The sequence below is a fragment of the Prevotella corporis DSM 18810 = JCM 8529 genome (assembly GCF_000430525.1).
Taxonomy (GTDB): Bacteria; Bacteroidota; Bacteroidia; order Bacteroidales; family Bacteroidaceae; genus Prevotella; species Prevotella corporis.
On record NZ_AUME01000046.1, the window covers coordinates 1 to 21,357 of the forward strand.

Here is a 21,357-nt window from a genome sequence, read left to right on the forward strand (position 1 = left end):
AGGACTGTCTGAAGACCATTACAACAGACAACGGACCTGAATTTGCAGCACATAAGGACATTACCAAGTTCTTAGGCGTGCCCGTATACTTCGCTGATCCATATTGTTCTTGGCAAAAGGGAGCGATTGAGAATACAAATAAACTAATCAGACAATATATACCGAAAAAGGATTCGTTTGAACATTACACAGACAAGAGAATTATGTCGATACAAAAGAAATTGAACGAAAGACCGAGAGAAAAATTAAACTTTTCTACACCTAAGTGCGAGTTCTTCAAACACGTTTTGTAATTTTGCACTTGCTGGTTGACTCTACGCCTGGGCATATAAAATGCGTCGAAATACGCTGCTGTCCCTGCTGGCATTCTGTTTAAGCCACCGTCGATTTTGAGGGTCCACGACAGATTCCAAGATAGCTCAGGTTGGCGTTAGCCGAATTTAGACCATTGGAAATGTCTCGAATCGAATCGCATCCCAAGAATTGGCAGAACATAATTCCATAAATTGGTTCCATGTATCGTAGCTCTTGCCATGTCTGTCTGTTTTGGAATTACGGGTGATTTTTCTTATACATTCTTTCTGAAGTTAATAGATTATGTGTAGTATTGCACTTGCAGGTTGACTCTTTACAGTATTGTGACTACACATTTTTATTAAAAAAGACGGGAAAAACTTGTGAGTATAGAAATTAAACACTATCTTTGCACCGCATTTGAAATTAATGCTTGGCAACTCGGTTAACGAACCCTGACTGGAAGGATGGGTGAGTGGCTGAAACCAGCAGTTTGCTAAACTGCCGTGCGCTTACGCGTACCGGGGGTTCGAATCCCCCTCCTTCCGCACCATGATGGTTAAAAACCAATTATGAGGTCGGTTCATCTAATGGTTAGGATACAAGATTCTCAATCTTGGCATACGAGTTCGATTCTCGTACCGACTACGAAAAAAGTCTGCAAGCGAAGCTTGCAGACTTTTTTGTTTGGTACGCGCGGAATGAGCATTATAAAATTTTTGATTATTATTAGATGCCTGTATAATCTTTGAGATGAAGTGATAAAATAAAAAATGCCCAACGTTTCTCAACGACGGGCACTCAATCTCAATAGGTATTAGTCATTTAAGGTAAAAAGATTGTATTCAGGATAACGATTGCAAAGGTATGGTATTTTTTTATATCTTCCAAATTTTTTGGCAACTTTTTTTCTATCATCCATATTTTTTCTATCTTTTTCGAGTTTATTCATGACTTCGTATGTATTATAAAAGTGTAAAAATAGAAATTAACAAGAAAAATCCTTATCTTTGCATCAGAAACAAATATGAAGTATATGAACACGTTAGACACAAACACGAACGAAGAGAAAAGAAGCTTAAGTTTTGTTGAGCAATTTGTTGAGGATGACATTGCAGAAGGAAAAAATGGCAAGCGAATACAAACTCGTTTTCCGCCTGAGCCAAACGGGTATTTACATATAGGTCACGCGAAAGCCATTTGTATGGACTTTGGGGTAGCAGAGAAATACAATGGAGTTTGCAATCTACGCTTTGATGATACTAATCCAAGCAAGGAAAATAATGAATATGTTGAAAATATTCTTCACGATATTAGCTGGTTGGGCTTCAAGTGGGGCAACATATACTATGCGAGTGACTATTTTGAAAAATTATGGGACTTTGCCATCTGGATGATTAAAAAGGGATTGGCATACGTAGATGAGCAAGATTCTGAGACTATTGCCAAACAAAAAGGGACACCAACTGAAGGTGGTGTCCCTTCACCATATCGTGACAGGCCTGTGGAAGAGAGTTTGGAGCTCTTCAATAAGATGAATACTGCTGAAGCTGTGGAAGGAAGCATGGTTCTTCGAGCTAAACTCGATATGGCTAATCCTAACATGCACTTCCGTGATCCAATCATTTATCGCATAATCCATACTCCACATCACCGAACTGGAACAAAGTGGCATTGTTATCCAATGTACGATTTTGCCCATGGACAGAGTGATTACTTCGAAGGAGTCACACATTCAATCTGTACCTTGGAATTTGTGCCTCACCGTCCTCTTTATGATAAGCTCATAGATTTTCTCAAAGAATATGACAACACTGCAGACAATCTTAATGACAACCGTCCACGTCAGATCGAATTCAACCGATTGAATTTGACATATTCTGTGATGTCTAAACGTAAACTACATACACTTGTTGACGAGAAGTTTGTGAGTGGTTGGGATGATCCACGAATGCCAACTCTTTGCGGAATGCGCAGACGCGGCTACTCTCCTGAATCTATCCGGGCATTTATTAGTTCGATAGGCTATACTAAATTTGATGCACTCAATGATGTTGCTTTACTGGAAGCGGCAGTTCGCAACGATTTGAACAAGAGGGCCACACGAGTAAGCGCTGTCCTTGACCCTGTAAAGCTCATTATAACAAACTATCCTGAAGGACAGACAGAAGAAATGGAGGCAATTAATAATCCTGAAAATGAGAATGAAGGAACGCATGCCATCACTTTCTCAAAGAACTTATGGATTGAGAGAGCTGACTTTATGGAAGATGCTCCTAAGAAATTCTTCCGTATGTCACCAGGTAGAGAAGTTCGACTCAAAAACGCTTACATCATAATGTGTACAGGATGTACAAAGGACGCTGACGGAAATATCGTTGAGATACAGGCTGAGTACGACCCCAATAGCAAAAGTGGTATGGAGGGTGCCAATCGCAAAGTCAAGGGCACACTCCACTGGGTTAGTGCAGACCATTGTGTAAAAGCAAAAATTAGAGAATATGATCGTCTTTTCATGGTTGAGAATCCTTCTGCCGATGACCGGGATTTCCGCGAGCTACTTAATCCCAATAGCTTGAAGCTGCATGAGAACTGTTATGTAGAGGCTTTCCTGACAGAAAAGCATCCGGGAGACTATCTACAATTCCAAAGAACGGGTTACTTTATGCTTGACCCAGACTCTACGGATGACCAACTTATCTTCAATAAGACGGTCGGACTAAAAGATACCTGGTCAAAGACTATCAATAAGTGACAAGGAGAAACGTAGGTTTGGACAACTATTATAGATCAGACAAATTTAAGCGTATTCTTCATGAATATGAAGAATACGTCAAATCAGGAATTGTCAGTTTTCTCAATTCTGAGGAACTGACAGACGTTGCCGAGTACTACCACTTAAAAGGAGATGTAGAAAAGGCTTATCAAGCCGCCAATTATGCACTTGATATTTTCCCCGGTTCCACATCTCCTCTTGCCTTTTTGTCAAGACTTGCACTTTTGGTAGAGAATGATCTCCAGAAAGCCGAAGAATTAGCAGACGAAATAGTTGAAAAGACAGATTTTGAGTTTATATATCTGAAAGCCGAAATTCTAATAGTCAAAGGAAATTTCAAAGAGGCCAATCTATGTCTTAAAGAGCGTTTGGCTTTTATCGATGAATACGAAAAAGAAGATTTTATCCTAGATGCTGCTAACCTATTTGCAGATTATAATCAAGAGGACTTTACTGAGCAATGGCTTTCCATTTCGCACAAAAAAGAAAGCAGCCAGTATAAAGAAGTGCAAGCTCGGCTGCTTACAAATCGTGGGCTATACAAGGATAGTGAGAGCATTTTGAATGATCTGCTAAATATCGACCCTTATTCAAATGTTTATTGGAATTACTTAGCTCAGAGTCAGTTTCAAAGTGGCAACTATCAAGAATCAATCACTTCAAGTGAGTATTCTTTAGCAATAAATCCAGATGATGAAGAAGCGTTGTTGAACAAAGCCAATGGATTGTTCAGTTTAGGAAATTATGAAGACGCTTTGGTTTTTTATCAGAAATACATTAAAGCTTGCAATCTAGGTGATTTACACATTATAAATGTAACAATAGGCCATATCTACCTACTGTTAAATAACATAGATCAAGCATATATATTTTTTCATCAAGCTTTGAAACTGTCAAAATCAAAAGCAGAAACTTATGTGCATATCGCTATGTCTGCGTTTGATAATGGTTACGTAAATTGTGCATTCCAACTGTTGAGTAAATATTTACCTAAGACAAGTAATGATTGGATTTACGGTTATGCTTGTTTGGCTCGTTGCAGCTTTGAGTTAGGCTACAATGAGGAATATTTTCAATATTTAAGAAATGCTATTGAGATAAATGAGAAAGAATGTATGGATTTGCTGGGCGACCTTTATCCAAAGGGTTTACAGCCAAAAGACTATCCTTATTTCCTACCAGACTATTCATTGATTAATACGGATATGAAAGATGGTCTTAATATTTTATAATATCTTTCCAAGGATATAGAAATTAATTATAAACAAAAAATAAAAATATTTTATGGGTTTTATTTCCACTCTCCTATCACAGCTTAATTATGGTGCTATATTTTTATTGATGTTATTAGAAAGCACTGTTATTCCAGTTCCATCAGAGCTGGTAGTGGCACCAGCTGCTTATCATGCTGCAGGGGGGAATCTGAATATTTGGCTGGTAATCCTTTTCGCAACAACAGGTGCGGCCTGCGGAGCATCAATTAATTATTGGGCAGGTTGGTATTTGGGACGACCATTAATATATAAGTTTGCGAACAGCAAATTCGGGCATTTGTGTTTGCTTAATCAAGAAAAAGTCGAAAAGAGCGAAAAATATTTTTACAATCATGGTATTGTGGCTACATTAACAGGGCGGCTTATACCTGGAATAAGACATCTCATTTCAATTCCTGCGGGACTGGCAAAGATGAATTATTGGACGTTTTTGCTTTATACGACTATCGGAGCTGGCGTTTGGCATGCCATCCTTGCTCTTTTAGGGTACTATCTGCATTCTTTTGTTCCAGAGGAACAATTGAATAATAAAATTTTAGAGTATGGAGAGTATATCAAAATTACTATAATAGGATTAGTAATTTTAGCAATTCTTTATTACTCCTTAAAATGGCTTATCAAACGCAACAAGAAAGTAAATATTGATATTACCGAATCTAATGTAGATAATAAGAGATAAAGACAAATATTATTAATAACCATCTAACTTTTAACTATTATGGCAGCTAACGATAGATACATAGAAGAAATTTCACACGAACAATTGTTGACAGACCAAGAGGAAAGAGAACTTGCTGCTAAAGCAAAAATAGGTGATGCCAGAGCTTTGGAGAAACTTACTAAAGCGAACCTTAAGTTTGTCGTATATCTTGCTAATCAATACAGAAACAAAGGATTAAGTGAAGACGACTTAATTAGCGAAGGCAATATTGGTATGATGCATGCTGCACAAAAATTTGATGGTGACAAAGGAACTCGTTTCGTAAATTTCGCTGCGCCTTACATTCGTCATTCCATAGAGAAAGCCCTAAAGGAACAGACAATTGAATATAAAGTTACTAAGGCTGACAAAAGGAACTCTGACCAGCCAGTACGCGCCTTGTCGCTTGATCAACCAGTGCCCGTAGGCAGTAACAACAACTTTACGCTACAAAACATACTGGAGAATGCTAATTCTCCCCATGCTGATGAAAATCTAACCAAACAGTTATTAAGTAGTGAAATTTCACAAGGAATTGGTCAACTCGATGCAAGAGAACGAAAAGTAATAAGTTTATATTTTGGACTAAAAGACAACGAACATTATACAATGGCTGAAATTGGTGAAATGATGGATATTAAAAGAGAAAGAGTTCGACAGATTAGAGATAAAGCAATTCGCAAATTAAAGAAGGTTTTGAAATAAAAGTTTCGTATTTATTACCAGCTTTTGAAACATAGGTTCCCCTTAAAAGGTAGTCATCTTAGGCAACCTCTCTCAAGGATAGAAAAGTTTTTCCTAAAAAGTAAGCGGATGGGCATAAATAAGCTCTTATGTTTTTCCGAAAAAGCTTAAGAGCTTTTGGGAGAAAAGTTAAGAACTTCGTTTAATATGGCATTACAGGCAAACAGTCACTGACTCAAAAAACCGTCCATACGTTTGAAATTACGCTTCGAGCAGGATTATTATGTCTTTTTTGAGTTTTACCGGACAGCAATATAAATGTTTGCTTTTCTAAGTGATAAACTTCTTATGCGATGCAATCATTTTATTTATTGAAATTCTTATTGTAAGCATAGAGATTTTGGATAGAATGATGTCATATATGTGGTTGATAATCAGCGCTGTAATAACCTGTTAGTAAAAGCTAAGCTTTGCCCAGATGATAGGTAAGCTTTCACTGTTCAATAGCTCATCTTCTGAATTGCAACAGCACATGATTATTTTAATGCCTAACGGCAAGTAGTTCAAATTTAAATTTTGTTTTATTGCCCTCAGACAAGATGCTGATGATCAAATCAATGCTGATGGAATCAAATTTATCAATATAGAATGTGCACTTTCAGTTCTATGAACCCGATTTGGATTTAAGAGTTAGTTGCGGAATTAATAATTGTAGTTTTACCAATTTACCTAATTATGGGTATTGTGGAAACAATGAAAACCTCTTAAATTTGCAACCGAATTTAAACACTAATTCTATTTATGAATATACTTTTAAGTCGAAGCAGAGTAAAATCTGCTACCAACTATAATGAAGTCCGCTTTCCTGACAATGGATTGCGGATTTTTTTTATGAATATTTCTGACCATTATTCGTTTTTGCTTTCCTGGCTGATAATCTTTTTTTTGTTTGCCGTCTCAACTCCGAGTACTGCTCAAAAAGCGGTGGTTTATGGAACGATAACCGATGATACAAGCGGTGACCCCCTTACTGGAGTTAATGTTTTTTTCTCAGAAAAGAAAAAAGTGATTAGTGATGCACATGGAAACTATGTGATACAGCTTCCAAAGCCACAAAATGTAAATCTTCACTTTAAATCTATTGGCTATCAGCCTATGGTCAAGCGAATTTCAGTGTGTGACAGTATAAGGGTTGATATTCGCTTGCAATCTGTCGATTATGAGTTGCAAGGTGTTACGGTAACAACTCGCAGCGAAATACGCAAATTGAAAGAGTCGGGGATGCCGGTTTCCGTCATAGGACAGCAGCAGTTGCAAGGAACAGCATCCAATATCAATGATGTTTTGGCAAGAACCGTAGGTGTAACCGTGCGCAATACGGGTGGAATAGGCAGCGCTTCGCGTATTTCGGTGCGAGGATTAGAAGGTAAGCGCATGGGGATGTTTATCGATGAGACTCCTTTGGGACAAATCGGAAACTTTGTTGCGCTGAATGATATTCCCACGAATATGATAGAGCGTATAGAAGTTTATAAGGGAATTGTACCGTATAAATTCGGTGGTTCGGCTTTGGGTGGTGCCGTGAATGTTGTGCTGAAGGAATATCCGCCAGTTTATTTGGATGCTTCTTACGAAATCAGTTCGTTCAACACGCACCAGATTTCCACGATATTCAAGTGCACCGACAGGAAATCGGGCCTACAGTTTGGTATCGGTGGATTCTATACCTATGCCGGAAACAATTACAAGATGCAACTTTCCAACCTCGATGACCGCATTGTAGAACGCGATCACGACCGTTTTAGAAAACTGACGGGTGGTTTTTCGGTGAAGGCTACCCGATGGTGGTTTGACAAAGTAAAGTTGGAGTTGGTACTGATGAAGACCAAGCAGGAGGTGCAAGGTATTGATATGAACGTGAAAGAAGCCTACAACGACTCCTATAGTTTTGTATCTGCAATCAATTTGAAGCGGAAAAATTTCTTCCTTGATGGATTGGATTTCGATTTTGACTTCGGATTTGTATATGGGAAATACGGTTTGCACGACCAAGCCATGTGTCGCTACGATTGGGACGGCAATCGCCTGCCACCAGTATCTTCGTATGGGGGAGAGCAGGGAAATCATCCCTCAGACGGAAACAATCGCTCCAAAGACCTTGTAGGGAAACTGAACTTGGCTTATACGATAGATTTGCATCATTCGGTGAATTTGAATATCTATGCTAACCGAACGGCATTGCATCCTGAAGACCAGTTGATGAACAAGGCATTGGGGTTCAATGCAAACTATCCTAGTACGATGAACAATGTTACTGTAGGATTATCCTATGACCTTTCGCTCTTCAATGGGAAGTTCCAGAATGCTTTTACATTGAAGGATTTTTCCTTTTCCTCGCATTCTCGGAGTATAGACCTGTTTGCAATAAACGAACCAGAACCAGTAAAAGTGGCAAAAAACTATTTCGGCTTCAGCAATGCCTTGCGGTATACGCTTACCAAAGAACTGATGGTTAAAGCTTCGTTCAACTCGGAAGTGCGCATACCTACTAATGAGGAACTCATTGGAAACGGCTATTCTATTCTTCCCTCTCCAGCTTTGAAGCCTGAACGTACAAGTGGCTTCAATCTCGGTACACTCTATCGAAAACTGAAAAGGCATGGAGGAATCGTTGAATGCGAAGTCGGATTGTTCTACAATCGTCTGGAAGACATGATACGTTTCACTCCCGATATGATACCAACGATGGCACGCTATCGCAATTTCGGGAGTGTGCGCACTATGGGTGTAGAGGTAGAAGCAAAAGTCGATGTATGTCCGATACTCTATCTTTATGCCAATACCACCTATCAGGACTTGCGCGATGTGCGCAGCAAAATACCTGGAACCGATGTCGATAATCCTACAAAGGAGATGCGTATTCCGAATGTTCCCTATCTTTTGGCAAATTTCGGAGCAGAGTTTCACAAGGAGAACCTATTTGGAGGAAGACAGCAAAACACCCGAATACTCTTTGATGCGTCTTATATTCATCAGTATTTTTATGATTTTGAGATGAGCAAATATCAGGAAAGGAAAATACCGACATCGCTGAATATGGATGCAGCTATTGAGCATAGTTTCTGCAATGACCAGTGGGTGCTGACTTTCAAGGTGAAGAATGTGGGCAATCGGCGCATCCTCTCCGAACTGAACCGACCGCTTCCGGGGCGTTCTGTAGCTTTCAAACTTAGATACTTATTCAAATAACCACGAACATTCCCTGAAAGAATGTTCCATAAAAACAATTAAATATGAAACTTAAAACATTTTTTTTCGCCATCGTTTTGAATTTGTTGGCTGCTTCTTGTGCAAAAGACGACCCATCACCCTCACCTAATCCTGTTCCCCCCACACCCGAAACAGCCTTCAAGGGCATTGTGTTTGCAACAGGTGTTACCAACCCAGAAGGCAATAGTGGAACTGTATATATGCAGTCGCTGGCCGATATGTTGCCTGGAACGTATGACAACAAACATGGTATGCCGACCGGTTTCGGTATCACACCGATCGCATTGCCCAACGGAAACATCTATTCTTTCCCCGACTATATGGGTAATTCCAAAGCCGAAGTGGTGCGTTACAATATCGAGGCAAGGGGGAATTGGGTAAAGAAAGGCGCACTTCCTGTTCCTGCGGGCGCACGAGCAGCCAATGTCGTGGAACTGAACGAGAGCAAAGCCTATCTTAGCATGCAAGGTATCGGCATGGTGAGGGTGTTCAATCCTACGACAATGACCAAAATAAAAGACATTGACCTTAACTCTCTAAAGCATGAGGGAACCAATGTCTCGCCTTCCACCATGATAATCAGGGACGGTAAACTGTATGTGGGACTGAACCAGATGAATGCACAATGGATGCCAAACGATAAGAGCATAGAGTTGGCGATGATTGACACGAAGACGGATGAACTTCAGAAACATATTGTAAACAAGACACTGGGGTTGAGCTTTGCCACCCGTCCGGTGGATGCTAATTCCATTTTTATGGATGAAAATAAGGATATATACATCAATTGTATCGGTTCTTTTGGTTTTATTCCTGACTATCCTGGCGGTATAGCCCGTATCAAAAACGGAACTGATAAAATTGACCCAGACTATTGTATTCGCTTTGATAAGACCGAAATAGGCGGACTTAATGGGCTGAAAGGAGAATTTTTGTCCACCATTTTGTACGGCGGCAATGGCAAACTCTATGCCTATGCCAACGTCTATGCTATGGACCCGAATGCCATGACAAATCCTTATGTCTGTCTGTCCAATGTTCCTGTGGTCATTGATCTTGCCCGAAAGACTGTCGAGCGGATTGAAGGGATGGAGATATCCAACCCACAAGGCATTGCCATTGGCAAATACAAAGACCTTATTGTTTTTGGAAGTGCTAACAAGAAAGCCAACGGCTTCTATACCTATCGCCCTGAAACGAAGGAAGTGAAGGGGCCTGTCATGCAGGTAAAGGGCAATCCAAGTCTCTTCTACAGCTATGTCAGATAGATGATAACAGGTTGCAAGGGCATCTGGAGATGGATAACCTGACGTTTTTATCCGCAAAATAGGCTTCTTGCAGCCTTGTTTCTAAATGCTTGCTTACATTATTTACAAACGATTATGGAGAGAATAATATCAGAATTGGACGCTATTCCAGAGACTATGCTCATTCCGTTGTGGGCAAAAGCTACCGAAACAATGCGGAAAGATGCGTTGTTGGTGGATAGCAAAGCGGTCGAAATCATGCAAAAGATTGATTATGACTTCTCAAAATTCAGAAAGGCAAAGGCCTCACAAGTAGGATGTTGCATTCGGGCGAAGCTGATCGACGAAGAGGTTACGGCTTTCCTTAACGAACATCCCGATGCTGTCGTCATACAGTTGGGAGCAGGTATCGACGCACGTTACGAACGACTTGGCAGCCCGATGGTTACACATTGGTTTGATCTTGATTTGGAAGAAGCCATAAAGCTGCGAAAAAAGTTTCTCAATGAAACTGCATGCAATACCTATATTGCGGCATCGCTCTTCGATGAAAGCTGGATAGAGCGTGTGAAAACATATGAAAAACCTGTGCTTATCATCATTGAAGGTGTGCTGATGTACTTCGAACCTGAAAGGGTAGAGGCTTTTTTCAAGAACCTCTGCACCAAACTACAGAATGCAACTGTTCTCTTTGACATGCTTGCCTATACAGCTTTGAAACATTCCAAACAGCACGATGCACTCAAAAAGATGAAGAAGAACGCAGAGTTCAAATGGTCGTTGTTGCATACAAACGATATGGAAAGCTGGCATCCGGCTCTTAGAATGGAAAAGGAATACTATATGAGCGACTATGATGAAGATAAATATCCCTTATTGCTGAGGCTGCTCTACAGGCTGCCTTACTTCTATATGCATTTCAATCAGCGTGTTGTGAAGTTACATATTAGTGAAAAGTTTGATCGACAATCCCAAAAATGAAAGAAAGGAATGCAGAAGCAGAAAAATAATGTACGCGATTTGCTGTTGACCGTGGCACGAGACGAGTTTCTTAAAAATGGTGTAAAGAAAACGTCAATGCAGACACTTGCCCAGAAAAGTGGTGTAGCCGTAGGCAATATTTACAATTATTTCAAAAGCAAGGACGATTTGTTGAAGGCCATTCTTGCGCCTATGTTGAAGGCTTATGAGGAATATCGTCGCACAGGACGGTCTCAATTCTACAATACAACCGATGTTTTTGAGTACGAGGAATATTTCTACATGATGAAAAATTTGGTTGTTTCGTTTATTGTTCCCTATCGAAGTGAACTCAAACTAATGATAGTTGAGACTGCAGGTACATCATTGGAGCATTATTTCGACCGATTTATAGAGGCGCAGCTTCGTGATGGTGAACGATATTTAGCGACCATGAAGGGCAAATATCCTCATTTACAAGTCAATCTTTCAAAGCATTTTCTGCCTTTGTTGTGTCAGTTTTGGGCTTCTATACTAAAAGAATTAGTCGTAAACGAAAAGATGACATCGAATGAACAAGATGCTTTGCTGAGCGATTATGTAAAGTTCGACTTGGGGGGATGGAAGCTATTAATGGGAGTTTGAATCATGTGTAACAGTACTGTAATTGGATACCTTTTGACAGGACCCTAGTTATTTCAAAATTGTTTGATACGGGGAAAGCCTTGGTAAGCGGATGCTTGACCAAGGCTTTTATTATTATACAAGAATACTGATAATACTGTTTGTAAAATCAACTATTTTCATAACATTTCTCATTTGAAGGTTAATGCTTCGGCATTTGGATTTTTGCCTATTGAAATCGTTTCACCCTCTTTGAGCTCACCAGAAAGAATTTTTTCGCTGATACCATCTTCAATATATGTCTGAATGGCACGTTTCAATGGTCGCGCACCAAATTGAACGTCATAACCTTTGGTAGCAACAAACTCTTTCGCCTTGTCACTTATTTGCATGTTATATCCAAGGTCTTTCACACGTTTGAAAAGTCCTCTCAATTCGATGTCGATAATCTTCTTGATAGCTTCTAAATCAAGTTGGTCGAAAGTTATAATCTCATCAAGACGGTTTAAAAATTCAGGAGCAAATTGTTTGCTAAGGCTCTTCTGAATGATGGACCGTGCACGTTCTTTGTCTTTCTCATCTCGTGAGAGTCCATTGAGATTGACGGCATTAAATCCAACTCCCTGTCCGAATTCCTTCAATTGGCGGGTACCGGCATTAGAAGTCATGATGATGATGGTGTTGCGGAAATCTACCAATCGTCCATTTCCGTCAGTCAATCTACCTTCGTCAAGCACCTGAAGCAACATGTTGAATACGTTGCCGTGAGCCTTTTCAATTTCATCAAGTAGAACAATCGAGTAGGGGTGCCTTCTGACTCTTTCTGTCAATTGTCCACCTTCATCGTAACCTACATATCCAGGAGGAGCACCGATAAGTCGTGATGTATTGAAACTTTCGGTATATTCGCTCATGTCAATTCTAATGAGAGCATCTGGAGATCCGAATATTATTTCTGCTAATTTCTTCGCTAAATAAGTTTTTCCTACTCCTGTAGGTCCGAGATACATAAATGCTCCTATAGGGTGGTTGGGTGCTTTCAAACCAATTCGATTCCTCTGAATTGCCTTGACAGTTTTATCAATAGCAATGTCTTGGGCAATGACTTCTTTTTTCAAATCAGATGCCATGTTCTTCAGGCGACTCCCATCACCATCCTTAATACGTTTCACAGGCACACCAGTCATGACTGAAACAATGTCAGCAACATGGTCCTCTGTAATATCTATGCGGTCACTGGTTTCACCATTAAGCCATTTGTTCTGAGCCTCTTTTAGGTTTCGCTCTAGTTCTGTTTGTCGGTCTCTGAAACTTGCTGCAAGTTCGAAGTTCTGGTTTTTGACTGCTGCTTGCTTCTTTTCCTGTGTAGCCTCAATATCCTTTTGAATATTTATTATTTCCAGCGGAACTTCAGCATGTTGCAGATGCACCCGTGAACCGACTTCGTCCAACGCATCAATAGCTTTGTCGGGGAATGAACGGTCTGTAACGTATCTTTCGGTGAGCTTGACGCATGCGTTTATTGCATCATCAGTATAGTTTACATGATGGTGGTCCTCATAACGGTCCTTGATATTATGAAGAATCTGTAGTGTCTCTTCGGGTGTCGTGGGCTCAACAAGAACCTTTTGAAATCGTCTTTCTAAAGCTCCATCTTTCTCAATGGAGTTCCTATATTCATCAAGTGTCGTGGCACCAATGCACTGAATAGTTCCTCTTGCCAGTGCGGGCTTCAGGATGTTTGCCGCATCCATAGAACCCGGAGTTGATCCCGCGCCTATCAGCGTGTGAATTTCGTCTATGAATACTATTAAATCTGGGTTCTGCTCGATTTCTTTTATAAGTGCACGGATACGTTCTTCAAACTGACCACGATATTTCGTGCCAGCAACGATAGCTGTCATGTCCAGTGTCACCATGCGCTTGTTGAATAGAACTGGTGAGGTGAGATGTTTAACGATAAGCTGTGCCAATCCCTCCACTATTGCGCTTTTGCCAACCCCAGGCTCACCAATAAGAATAGGGTTGTTTTTCTTTCTTCGCCCCAATATCTCGCTGATACGTAAGATTTCCTTCTCTCTGCCTACAACTGGGTCAAGTTTTCCTTCTGTTGCTGCTAATGTAAGATCAGTTCCAAAATTATCTAATATTGGAGTTTTAGACTTTGTTTTTGGGGCCTGAGCTGTTCTTGCAGAATTCATATTGACGTTTGAGTTCAGTTCTGGGTCTTCCTCTTCTTCCTCTCCAGCCATGTCAATACCGTCTTGTGCTGGATTTGCTTTCTGCTGAAGGTGAGTTAGGGCCGTTTTATAGTCAAGGTCATTGTTTTCCAATACTTCTTTAGCACCATTATTAACATTATCACGCAGTATTGCTAACAAAAGATGTTGGGTGTCAACAGTTTGAGTATGTTGACTGCGAGCTTCCAAAACTGCTAATTTGAGAATATTATTGGCTTTTTCATTAAGAAGCATGTCAGTTGATATCAACATCTTACCATTATTCTCATTTTTTACTTTCTCTTCCAGTTGATTCTTGAGATTTTCAAGATTTAGATGTAGTCTTGAAAACATATTAGAGATAGGACCAGTCTTCTCTCTTAATATCGCAAGAAGTAAATGCTCAGGACCTACTGACATACTTGCCAGCCGCTCTGCTTCCTCTCTACTGAATGAGAGAACCTCTGATACTTTTGGGGAAAATTGATTTATCATTGTCTTATACACCTTTCTTTTAAAATCAAGGTTAAATACCTCGTTTAAACATATTTGCAAATGGTGTGCCAAAAAAAATAGGGATTGATGTGATCCCTACTTTATACTATAAAGATTCGTCCACAGGTTTATTAATCCTGATTCTCTGGGCTTTTCTCAAATGCTTCTTCTTACGAAGCCATTCAGCCTTTTTAGCTTCATATTCTTCGTAATGATTTTCTAAATAGTTATCTGCCATTGAATTTACTATAGACAATTGGCATCTTAATTTGGTTGGAAGCGTTATTGCCAATCAGTTTTACACTTCCCAATCCCATGTAATGCGAAATTTTTGTGATAATCTTTGTGTTATTACTGTTTGTTGAGGTTCCCAATTCCACCGGCACTATTACAACCCTGGACCAATTTCCACTCATCGTATTTGTTGTTATTTGCTTTGCATACAAGTTGACGATTCCAGCGATGTTATTAAATTGATAGCTGTTGGTTGACGGATTGTATGACGCTAAGAATGATGTCTTGTTGTCTATGATATGTTTTTTAGCAAAGAATGAAGTGAGACTGTCAGACGGCAGCATGACGACATTTTGTGGAATATCCAACTTGTAGTCACCTGTTGAGGAGCTAGTCATACATTTCAGTTCTATTTTTGCCGAATTGATACTGTCATGGGCATGGTTTGTTATTATTTCATTAATAGGCAAAGTGAGTTCTGTGAATAAGCCCGCAGGGGTCTTGAGGTAAGTATGTCCAGGTTCAGCTGCAAGTTGTTGAAGTTGCGAAGAATTTATGTTAAAGTTGGTCATCTGTAAAACCTCCTCTGTGCTCATCAAACTTGTGGTTACAGTCTTAATAGTATCTCCGTTGTTATATTTGTAAAACATGTTGATTTGCGCGGTGCTAATATTGGCGATTGAGCCAAGCCCATTTGTAATCTCGAAATAGAAACCAGGGCAAATATCATGTAAGAATTGATAGGTGTTTCTGAATGAATTAGTATTTTCAAAATACTTTCTCATCAGATAAGTGCCATAGTTATTATAGATAATTCCATTTTTATCCGTGTATCCAGCATTCATCTTAATGGTTATACACGGAGAGTAGGATTGGGAGGCGCGAATACTACTTGATGAAATTTGGTCTGATAATGTATATGTTTGACTCACCTTTATACCATCTTGACGGACATATCCGTTTGTCTTTGGGTTGAAATCTGTATAATAAATACTTCCTTCTTCTATTGGTTTTGCAAGTTCATGCGTTGTGAGTTTCATTTGTGCCAATGAATCTCCGTAAAAGGTTGAAAAGTACAGTTTTATTTCACATGAATCAGCAATGATCTGATTGTTGCCATCGCGACTCATGATTTTATCTTCGGCTGGCAATTCATAGGTTGAAAGTACGTGAAACTGTGACATGAGATTTGCAGTAACTCCCACGCCCGATTCTTGATCTTTAATGCTTCCTAAATAGCCCTGAAAAGATCGGGAGATAATGTCTTGTGCTAATATGCTTTTTGAAGAGACATTAAAAGTGTCGGTAGTTACGACCAGTTTGTCAACATTATCAATAAGTGACCCTCCAATCATTTCAGTGGTATCGTCACATGAAGTTAGTGTCAATCCCATCAGGAGTGCACTAAGAGCTAAAAACTTCACTTTCATCCAAGTATGTTATTGTAAAACTCCGTATATTTTTCCTTTATTGCATCGTCAGAGGTTGGTTGCAGAAGAGTTGCTTTTTTCGATTCAACCGCATACTTCATAAGATCAGCATTCACATTTTCGCTGGTCTGAACAATTCCATCTGAATAATCTATTGCGAGTTTACCAAGTTCAATAAAGTCAAATTTATCACCATATTTCTTGAGCATGCTGGCTTTGGCATTGCGGAACTCCAAGCATCGTTTGAAATTTGTGCCTAAGTCATCATGGGGTTGCTCTGAAAAGAGCGAAGTAATTACCTTTGAGTTTGTGAATTGTGGCTCATCGTGGTAGGCCGTCTTCACATAGAATGGAATTACAGCCGACATCCATCCCTGACAGTGTATGATATCAGGTGTCCATCGAAGTTTCTTTACTGTTTCCAACACTCCTCTTGCAAAAAATATTGCCCGTTCTCCGTTGTCTGGATAGTCATTTCCCAATTCATCTTTGGTCATTGCTGAGCGTTTCTGGAAATAGTCCTCATTGTCAATGAAGTAAACTTGAATGCGCGTCTGTGGAATGCTGGCAACCTTAATAATCAATGGGTGATCGGTATCATCTATAATCAAGTTCATACCCGAAAGGCGAATTACTTCGTGAAGTTGACCACGACGTTCGTTTATAGTACCCCATTTAGGCATGAATGTACGAATCTCGAATCCAGCTTCTTGCATCCTGTTGGGCATATCACATCCAAAGAGCGACATCTCTGTTTCAGGGACGTAGGGGGCAATTTCTTGATTAATAAACAATACTTTTTTTTCCATTCTCAAATAGCTTTTACAATATGCAAAGTTAATAAAAAAAGTTGAGACTTCCCCTCTTTTACTTGAAAACATACTAAAAATCAAGATAATTCTCATATTTTTAGATTAATCTTAGAGTTTTAAATAAAATTGTTGTTACTTTGCACTCGAATTATATTCAAGGGAAATGAAAGTATTCGAAAAGATAGTTGATTTACAGAATGAGCTTTTTTACATTCGCGAAGAAAAGAAAAGGATAGGTTTGGTTCCCACAATGGGAGCGCTTCACGAAGGACATGCATCACTTGTTAGACGAAGTGTCAGTGAAAATGAAGTTACCGTTGTTTCAATTTTTCTCAATCCAACGCAGTTTAATGATAAGGGTGATTTAGACCGGTATCCAAGAACATTGAAAAATGATCTAAAACTGTTGGAAAATTGTGGTGCTGATTTTGTATTCACTCCTTCTGTTGAAGAAATGTATCCCATTGTTGATGAACGACAGTTTGATTTCCCCCCACAGACAACGGTCATGGAGGGAGGGAAACGCCCCGGACATTTCAATGGTGTTTGTCAGGTAGTTAGTAGATTGTTCTATATTGTTCGTCCGAGCAAGGCTTATTTCGGCGAAAAAGATTGGCAGCAAATTGCAGTCATCAAGCGACTGGTTGATTATATCGGGATGGACGTTCAAATCGTTGAATGCCCTATTGTACGCGACAAGAGTGGATTGGCTATGAGCTCGAGAAATTCTCTTCTGAAGGATAATGAAAGGGAAATAGCCTCAAATATTTATAGGATTTTGAAGGAGAGTGTTGAACTGACGGATAAACTGAGTGTTTCTGAAATTCATGATAAGGTAGTGTATGAAATTAATTCTATTGATGGATTGAAAGTTGAATATTTTGAAATTGTGGATGGAAATACACTCCTTCCTGTACATCAGTGGAATGACAGTCCTTATGTTGTTGGCTGTATCACCGTTTATTGCGGACAGACCCCTATTCGTTTGATTGATCACATAAAATATAAAGGTTAAATATGCAAATAGAAGTATTAAAGAGTAAGTTGCATAGAGTTCGCGTCACGGAAGCTAATCTTGATTATATTGGAAGTATTACCATTGATGAGGATTTGCTTGAAGCTGCAAACCTTATTCCAGGTGAGAAAGTCCAAATTGTCAATAACAATAATGGTGAGCGCTTTGAGACATATATTATCAAGGGTGAAAGAGGGTCTGGATGTATTTGCCTAAATGGTGCGGCTGCACGAAAGGTTCAGGTGGGAGATGTTGTGATAATCATCAGTTATGCTCTGATGGACTTTGAAGAGGCTAAGATTTTTAAACCGAGTGTCGTTTTTCCTGACGAGACCAATCATATAGTCAAATGAAAATACCCCATTGATAATCAATCATATTTTTAAAAATTAAAAATGCCTCTCATTAAAGTAGTGAAAGGCATTTTATTTTGTCTATAACTCTTTTGCAAGAGCATTTTAAATCGGCTGTAATAAGCTACATTCCGAAAGTTCAACTGACTGTTATTGCAGATATGAACCTTGGGTATTTATCCGCCATTGGCCAATCCTCATGCAGTTGTTGAATGAATCCACCTGATTGTTTGGCAAATTGTTCAATGAACACTCTCGGTTAAAGGTCAGAGTTATTCAATGACAACCAAAGGTTCATCTTCAAGAACAGCTTGGCCAACCTTCACTGCGATAGCTGTGACCTTACCGTCTTTTTCAGCTTCGATGCTGTTTTGCATCTTCATGGCTTCCAAAACGACAACAGTGTCGCCAGCCTTGACTTCTTGCCCTAAAGAAACTTCAACTGATGTGATTGTTCCTGGAAGTGGTGCTTTAATGGCATTTGAGACATTGATATTTGAAACGGTCTCAGAAGCATCATTACTTCCATCTGCCACAGGCTTACCCAACTCAACTTTCTTCTTCTCTGGCTCAGCTGCTTTTTCCATCTGAACTTTGAAATCTTCTCCGTTCACTTTGACTTCAGCCACGTTGTCTTCGCTGATAGCGCCAATTTCGACTTTGTACTCTTTGCCGTTGATTGTATATTTGAAATCTTTCATTGTCTTATGGTTTCTTTGTCATCATTTCAAACTTTGCACTCCACAATGTCTGCTTTGGTCTGATTGTGATAATGCCAGGCTCAGTATCGTGAACATTATTGCCCGCATACTCATAGAGAGCCAAGGCAATAGCTGCAAATTTGTTTTTATCCATCACTATATTGTTTTTTTGAAAAGTATTACATTGGCATACAGCCGTGTTTCTTTGCAGGTAAATCCTGCTTCTTATTTGCCAACTGTGCCAGTCCTCTACAAATGCGGAAACGAGTATTGCGTGGTTCAATCACATCATCAATGTAACCGTATTGTGCGGCTTCATAAGGATTTGCGAACTTCTCTGTGTATTCTTCTTCCTTTTGAACGAGGAATTCTTTGACGTCGCCCCCTTCTTCTTTCACCTGCTTTGCTTCTTTACTGCAGAGAACAGCTACAGCTCCCGAAGCACCCATCACGGCAATTTCAGCACTTGGCCATGCAAAGTTGAGATCTGACCGCAATTGCTTGCAACCCATGACGATGTGAGAGCCACCATAGCTCTTGCGAAGGGTTATCGTGATTTTTGGAACGGTTGCTTCGCCATATGCGTAAAGCAGTTGTGCCCCATGAAGAATAACTGCGTTGTATTCCTGGCCAGTACCTGGGAGGAATCCTGGAACGTCAACAAGCGATACGATTGGTATGTTGAAGGCATCGCAGAAGCGAACGAAGCGAGCGCCCTTTCTACTTGCATTGGCGTCAAGCACACCCGCATAGGCTGCTGGCTGGTTTGCCACCACACCCACACTCTGTCCGTTGAAACGGGCAAAACCAGTTATGATGTTTTTTGCGAACTTTGGCTGAACCTCAAAGAACTCACCATTGTCGGTGATTGCCCTTATAACCTTGTACATGTCGTAAGCCTGGTTCGGGTCGTCAGGAATAATTTCATTCAAGATGTCCTCCTTGCGGTCGATAGGGTCCGTAGATTCAATGCGTGGAGCTTCCTCTCGGTTGTTTGAGGGAATGTATGAAAGCAGAGTCTTGATAATCTCCATTGCTTCTTCTTCCGTTTTGGCTGTGAAACCTGTCACACCACTCTTGGTAGAGTGGACGCTCGCGCCACCGAGATGCTCGGCATCAATATCTTCACCAGTCACGGTCTTGACAACCTTCGGACCAGTCAGGAACATATAGCTTGTTTCTTCCTTCATGATGATGAAGTCGGTAAGGGCGGGTGAGTAAACAGCACCACCAGCACAAGGACCAAGAATACTTGATATCTGTGGAATCACACCTGAAGCCAAGATGTTGCGCTCGAATATCTCTGCATAGCCAGCCAACGACGTGATACCTTCTTGAATACGTGCGCCGCCAGAGTCGTTCATACAGATTACCGGTGCTCCATTTGTCATTGCCATATCCATAACCTTGCAAATCTTCTGTGCCATTGTTTCAGAAAGCGAGCCTCCGTTAACTGTAAAGTCTTGAGCATAAACATAAACAAGGCGACCGTCTATGGTTGCTGAACCTGATACCACACCATCGCCGAAGTATTGTTTTTTTTCCATTCCGAAGTTATGACAACGATGGAGTTTGAACATGTCATATTCTTCAAAGCTTCCTTTGTCAACCAACATCTCTATGCGCTCACGTGCCGTGTATTTACCACGAGCATGCTGCTTCTCAATAGCTTTTTCGCCACCACCAAGACGAGCTTGCTCTCTTTTTGCAACGAGCTCCTTAATTTTTTCAGTTTGCTTACTCATAAATATATTAAATATTTTGTTGTTCTAAACGATAATCCTAATTGACTGATATCAGCTGCAAAAATACGAAAAAAAGATGACACGAACAAGTAGCAACCTTTAAAAATGTTTGTTAACTTGTTATGTTCATTGAATTTTAGTAAACTTATTGTCAGTTAAATTGTTAATGGATAGCTTGACCATTTAATTAGTCGTCCCTTGAAAAGTAAATAACCTATTGATTATCAATAAAATAACCTTTCTATTATTTGTATATATCTACAAGTTTTTGTATCTTTGCATGGTAAAATCTTGCAAATCAACAATGTATAAATCTCCATCCCACACCCATCAGGTATCAATGTTTTGGGACTTGGCATCCATGCTCAATCCCACCCATCCAATGTATAAACTTGCCAATCTGATAAATTGGGAAACCTTTGAGCGTTCCTTTGCCCCCTTGTACTGTAAGGACAACGGACGCATGGCCAAGCCTATCCGGCTGATGGTCGGTCTTATTGTGCTGAAGCATATTCGCAACGTCT

19 protein-coding genes, 2 tRNA genes and 1 pseudogene are annotated in these 21,357 nt (G+C 39.9%); 14 read left to right on the plus strand and 8 right to left on the minus strand.

Translation table 11 applies throughout. The features are described from left to right. On the plus strand, positions 1-293 hold a 293-nt coding region (locus H515_RS0108720), incomplete at its 5' end, for an IS30 family transposase (protein WP_028901851.1). A gap of 79 nt (positions 294-372) precedes the next feature. Here the strand turns inward: H515_RS0108720 and H515_RS15300 are convergent. Continuing rightward, positions 373-516, minus strand: coding sequence for a DUF4372 domain-containing protein (locus H515_RS15300; protein ID WP_407635963.1), 144 nt, complete (start codon positions 514-516; stop codon positions 373-375). Positions 517-755: 239 nt separating this feature from the next. Between H515_RS15300 and H515_RS0108725 the strand changes: the two genes are divergently transcribed. Then, positions 756-842 (plus strand) — tRNA-Ser (locus tag H515_RS0108725). Between the two features lie 28 nt (positions 843-870). Then, positions 871-942: transfer RNA gene (locus tag H515_RS0108730), tRNA-Glu, on the plus strand. Between the two features lie 169 nt (positions 943-1,111). On the opposite strand, the gene H515_RS15205 is transcribed toward H515_RS0108730, so the two are convergent. Continuing rightward, positions 1,112-1,246 carry a hypothetical protein gene (locus H515_RS15205; RefSeq protein WP_262499237.1) on the minus strand — a complete coding sequence of 45 codons (135 nt, stop codon included), beginning with the start codon at positions 1,244-1,246 and terminating at the stop codon, positions 1,112-1,114. An 84-nt stretch (positions 1,247-1,330) separates the two neighbouring features. Here H515_RS15205 and H515_RS0108740 point away from each other — a divergent pair, with 84 nt between their 5' ends. The 8 genes from H515_RS0108740 to H515_RS0108775 all read left to right on the plus strand — a co-directional run bounded on the left by H515_RS0108740 (position 1,331) and on the right by H515_RS0108775 (position 11,850). Next, entirely contained in the window at positions 1,331-3,049 is a 1,719-nt protein-coding gene (locus H515_RS0108740) for a glutamine--tRNA ligase/YqeY domain fusion protein (RefSeq protein ID WP_025877460.1), read from the plus strand. Then, positions 3,046-4,302: a tetratricopeptide repeat protein gene (locus H515_RS13245; RefSeq protein WP_244870071.1), complete on the plus strand. Its 1,257-nt coding sequence runs from the start codon at positions 3,046-3,048 to the stop codon at positions 4,300-4,302. The genes H515_RS0108740 and H515_RS13245 overlap by 4 nt, the downstream gene beginning before the upstream one ends. Before the next feature lie 52 nt (positions 4,303-4,354). Beyond that, a complete protein-coding gene (locus H515_RS13250; RefSeq protein ID WP_025877464.1) occupies positions 4,355-5,023 on the plus strand; it encodes a DedA family protein in 669 nt (222 codons plus the stop codon). Positions 5,024-5,062: 39 nt separating this feature from the next. Beyond that, on the plus strand, positions 5,063-5,749 hold the full coding sequence (locus tag H515_RS0108755; protein ID WP_025877466.1) for a sigma-70 family RNA polymerase sigma factor: 687 nt from the start codon (positions 5,063-5,065) through the stop codon (positions 5,747-5,749). An 870-nt stretch (positions 5,750-6,619) separates the two neighbouring features. After that, a complete protein-coding gene (locus H515_RS0108760) occupies positions 6,620-8,977 on the plus strand; it encodes a TonB-dependent receptor (protein ID WP_051274734.1) in 2,358 nt (785 codons plus the stop codon). A gap of 44 nt (positions 8,978-9,021) precedes the next feature. Then, entirely contained in the window at positions 9,022-10,266 is a 1,245-nt protein-coding gene (locus H515_RS0108765; protein ID WP_028901853.1) for a hypothetical protein, read from the plus strand. Positions 10,267-10,380: 114 nt separating this feature from the next. Continuing rightward, a complete protein-coding gene (locus H515_RS0108770) occupies positions 10,381-11,226 on the plus strand; it encodes a class I SAM-dependent methyltransferase (RefSeq protein ID WP_025877468.1) in 846 nt (281 codons plus the stop codon). A gap of 9 nt (positions 11,227-11,235) precedes the next feature. Next, positions 11,236-11,850, plus strand: coding sequence for a TetR/AcrR family transcriptional regulator (locus H515_RS0108775; protein WP_025877470.1), 615 nt, complete (start codon positions 11,236-11,238; stop codon positions 11,848-11,850). Positions 11,851-12,020: 170 nt separating this feature from the next. On the opposite strand, the gene H515_RS0108780 is transcribed toward H515_RS0108775, so the two are convergent. The 3 genes from H515_RS0108780 to H515_RS0108795 all read right to left on the minus strand — a co-directional run bounded on the left by H515_RS0108780 (position 12,021) and on the right by H515_RS0108795 (position 17,016). Then, positions 12,021-14,543 carry an ATP-dependent Clp protease ATP-binding subunit gene (locus H515_RS0108780; RefSeq protein ID WP_025877471.1) on the minus strand — a complete coding sequence of 841 codons (2,523 nt, stop codon included), beginning with the start codon at positions 14,541-14,543 and terminating at the stop codon, positions 12,021-12,023. A gap of 227 nt (positions 14,544-14,770) precedes the next feature. After that, positions 14,771-16,207 (minus strand): DUF4270 domain-containing protein, encoded by a 1,437-nt coding sequence (locus H515_RS0108790; RefSeq protein WP_028901854.1) that lies wholly within the window; start codon positions 16,205-16,207, stop codon positions 14,771-14,773. Next, the gene (locus H515_RS0108795; RefSeq protein ID WP_025877477.1) at positions 16,204-17,016 is read right to left on the minus strand and encodes a glycogen/starch synthase; all 813 of its coding nucleotides are present in this window, start codon (positions 17,014-17,016) and stop codon (positions 16,204-16,206) included. The genes H515_RS0108790 and H515_RS0108795 overlap by 4 nt, the downstream gene beginning before the upstream one ends. Positions 17,017-17,182: 166 nt before the next feature. Here H515_RS0108795 and panC point away from each other — a divergent pair, with 166 nt between their 5' ends. Next, positions 17,183-18,034: a pantoate--beta-alanine ligase gene (gene panC / locus H515_RS0108800; protein ID WP_025877479.1), complete on the plus strand. Its 852-nt coding sequence runs from the start codon at positions 17,183-17,185 to the stop codon at positions 18,032-18,034. 2 nt (positions 18,035-18,036) lie between these two features. Next, positions 18,037-18,387: an aspartate 1-decarboxylase gene (panD, locus tag H515_RS0108805; protein WP_028901855.1), complete on the plus strand. Its 351-nt coding sequence runs from the start codon at positions 18,037-18,039 to the stop codon at positions 18,385-18,387. 272 nt (positions 18,388-18,659) lie between these two features. Here panD and H515_RS0108810 read toward each other — a convergent pair whose 3' ends face one another. The 3 genes from H515_RS0108810 to H515_RS0108820 are packed head-to-tail and all read right to left on the minus strand — an operon-like array spanning position 18,660 to position 20,833. Further along, positions 18,660-19,088, minus strand: a complete 429-nt coding sequence (locus H515_RS0108810) for a biotin/lipoyl-containing protein (protein ID WP_028901856.1) — start codon at positions 19,086-19,088, stop codon at positions 18,660-18,662. A gap of 4 nt (positions 19,089-19,092) precedes the next feature. Then, the gene (locus H515_RS14850) at positions 19,093-19,242 is read right to left on the minus strand and encodes a hypothetical protein (protein WP_169719589.1); all 150 of its coding nucleotides are present in this window, start codon (positions 19,240-19,242) and stop codon (positions 19,093-19,095) included. 25 nt (positions 19,243-19,267) lie between these two features. After that, on the minus strand, positions 19,268-20,833 hold the full coding sequence (locus H515_RS0108820) for an acyl-CoA carboxylase subunit beta (protein ID WP_025877481.1): 1,566 nt from the start codon (positions 20,831-20,833) through the stop codon (positions 19,268-19,270). Between the two features lie 304 nt (positions 20,834-21,137). Between H515_RS0108820 and H515_RS14080 the strand changes: the two are divergent. Next, positions 21,138-21,357 (plus strand): annotated as a pseudogene (locus H515_RS14080) (IS5/IS1182 family transposase); the annotation flags it as partial.

Coding starts and splice junctions, on each gene's coding strand:
- H515_RS15300 (WP_407635963.1), bottom strand. CDS start 516: ATGGAACCAATTTATGGAATTATGTTCTGCCAATTCTTGGGATGCGAT.
- H515_RS15205 (WP_262499237.1), bottom strand. CDS start 1,246: ATGAATAAACTCGAAAAAGATAGAAAAAATATGGATGATAGAAAAAAA.
- H515_RS0108740 (WP_025877460.1), top strand. CDS start 1,331: ATGAACACGTTAGACACAAACACGAACGAAGAGAAAAGAAGCTTAAGT.
- H515_RS13250 (WP_025877464.1), top strand. CDS start 4,355: ATGGGTTTTATTTCCACTCTCCTATCACAGCTTAATTATGGTGCTATA.
- H515_RS0108755 (WP_025877466.1), top strand. CDS start 5,063: ATGGCAGCTAACGATAGATACATAGAAGAAATTTCACACGAACAATTG.
- H515_RS0108760 (WP_051274734.1), top strand. CDS start 6,620: ATGAATATTTCTGACCATTATTCGTTTTTGCTTTCCTGGCTGATAATC.
- H515_RS0108765 (WP_028901853.1), top strand. CDS start 9,022: ATGAAACTTAAAACATTTTTTTTCGCCATCGTTTTGAATTTGTTGGCT.
- H515_RS0108770 (WP_025877468.1), top strand. CDS start 10,381: ATGGAGAGAATAATATCAGAATTGGACGCTATTCCAGAGACTATGCTC.
- H515_RS0108775 (WP_025877470.1), top strand. CDS start 11,236: ATGCAGAAGCAGAAAAATAATGTACGCGATTTGCTGTTGACCGTGGCA.
- H515_RS0108780 (WP_025877471.1), bottom strand. CDS start 14,543: ATGATAAATCAATTTTCCCCAAAAGTATCAGAGGTTCTCTCATTCAGT.
- H515_RS0108790 (WP_028901854.1), bottom strand. CDS start 16,207: ATGAAAGTGAAGTTTTTAGCTCTTAGTGCACTCCTGATGGGATTGACA.
- H515_RS0108795 (WP_025877477.1), bottom strand. CDS start 17,016: ATGGAAAAAAAAGTATTGTTTATTAATCAAGAAATTGCCCCCTACGTC.
- panC (WP_025877479.1), top strand. CDS start 17,183: ATGAAAGTATTCGAAAAGATAGTTGATTTACAGAATGAGCTTTTTTAC.
- panD (WP_028901855.1), top strand. CDS start 18,037: ATGCAAATAGAAGTATTAAAGAGTAAGTTGCATAGAGTTCGCGTCACG.
- H515_RS0108810 (WP_028901856.1), bottom strand. CDS start 19,088: ATGAAAGATTTCAAATATACAATCAACGGCAAAGAGTACAAAGTCGAA.
- H515_RS14850 (WP_169719589.1), bottom strand. CDS start 19,242: ATGGATAAAAACAAATTTGCAGCTATTGCCTTGGCTCTCTATGAGTAT.
- H515_RS0108820 (WP_025877481.1), bottom strand. CDS start 20,833: ATGAGTAAGCAAACTGAAAAAATTAAGGAGCTCGTTGCAAAAAGAGAG.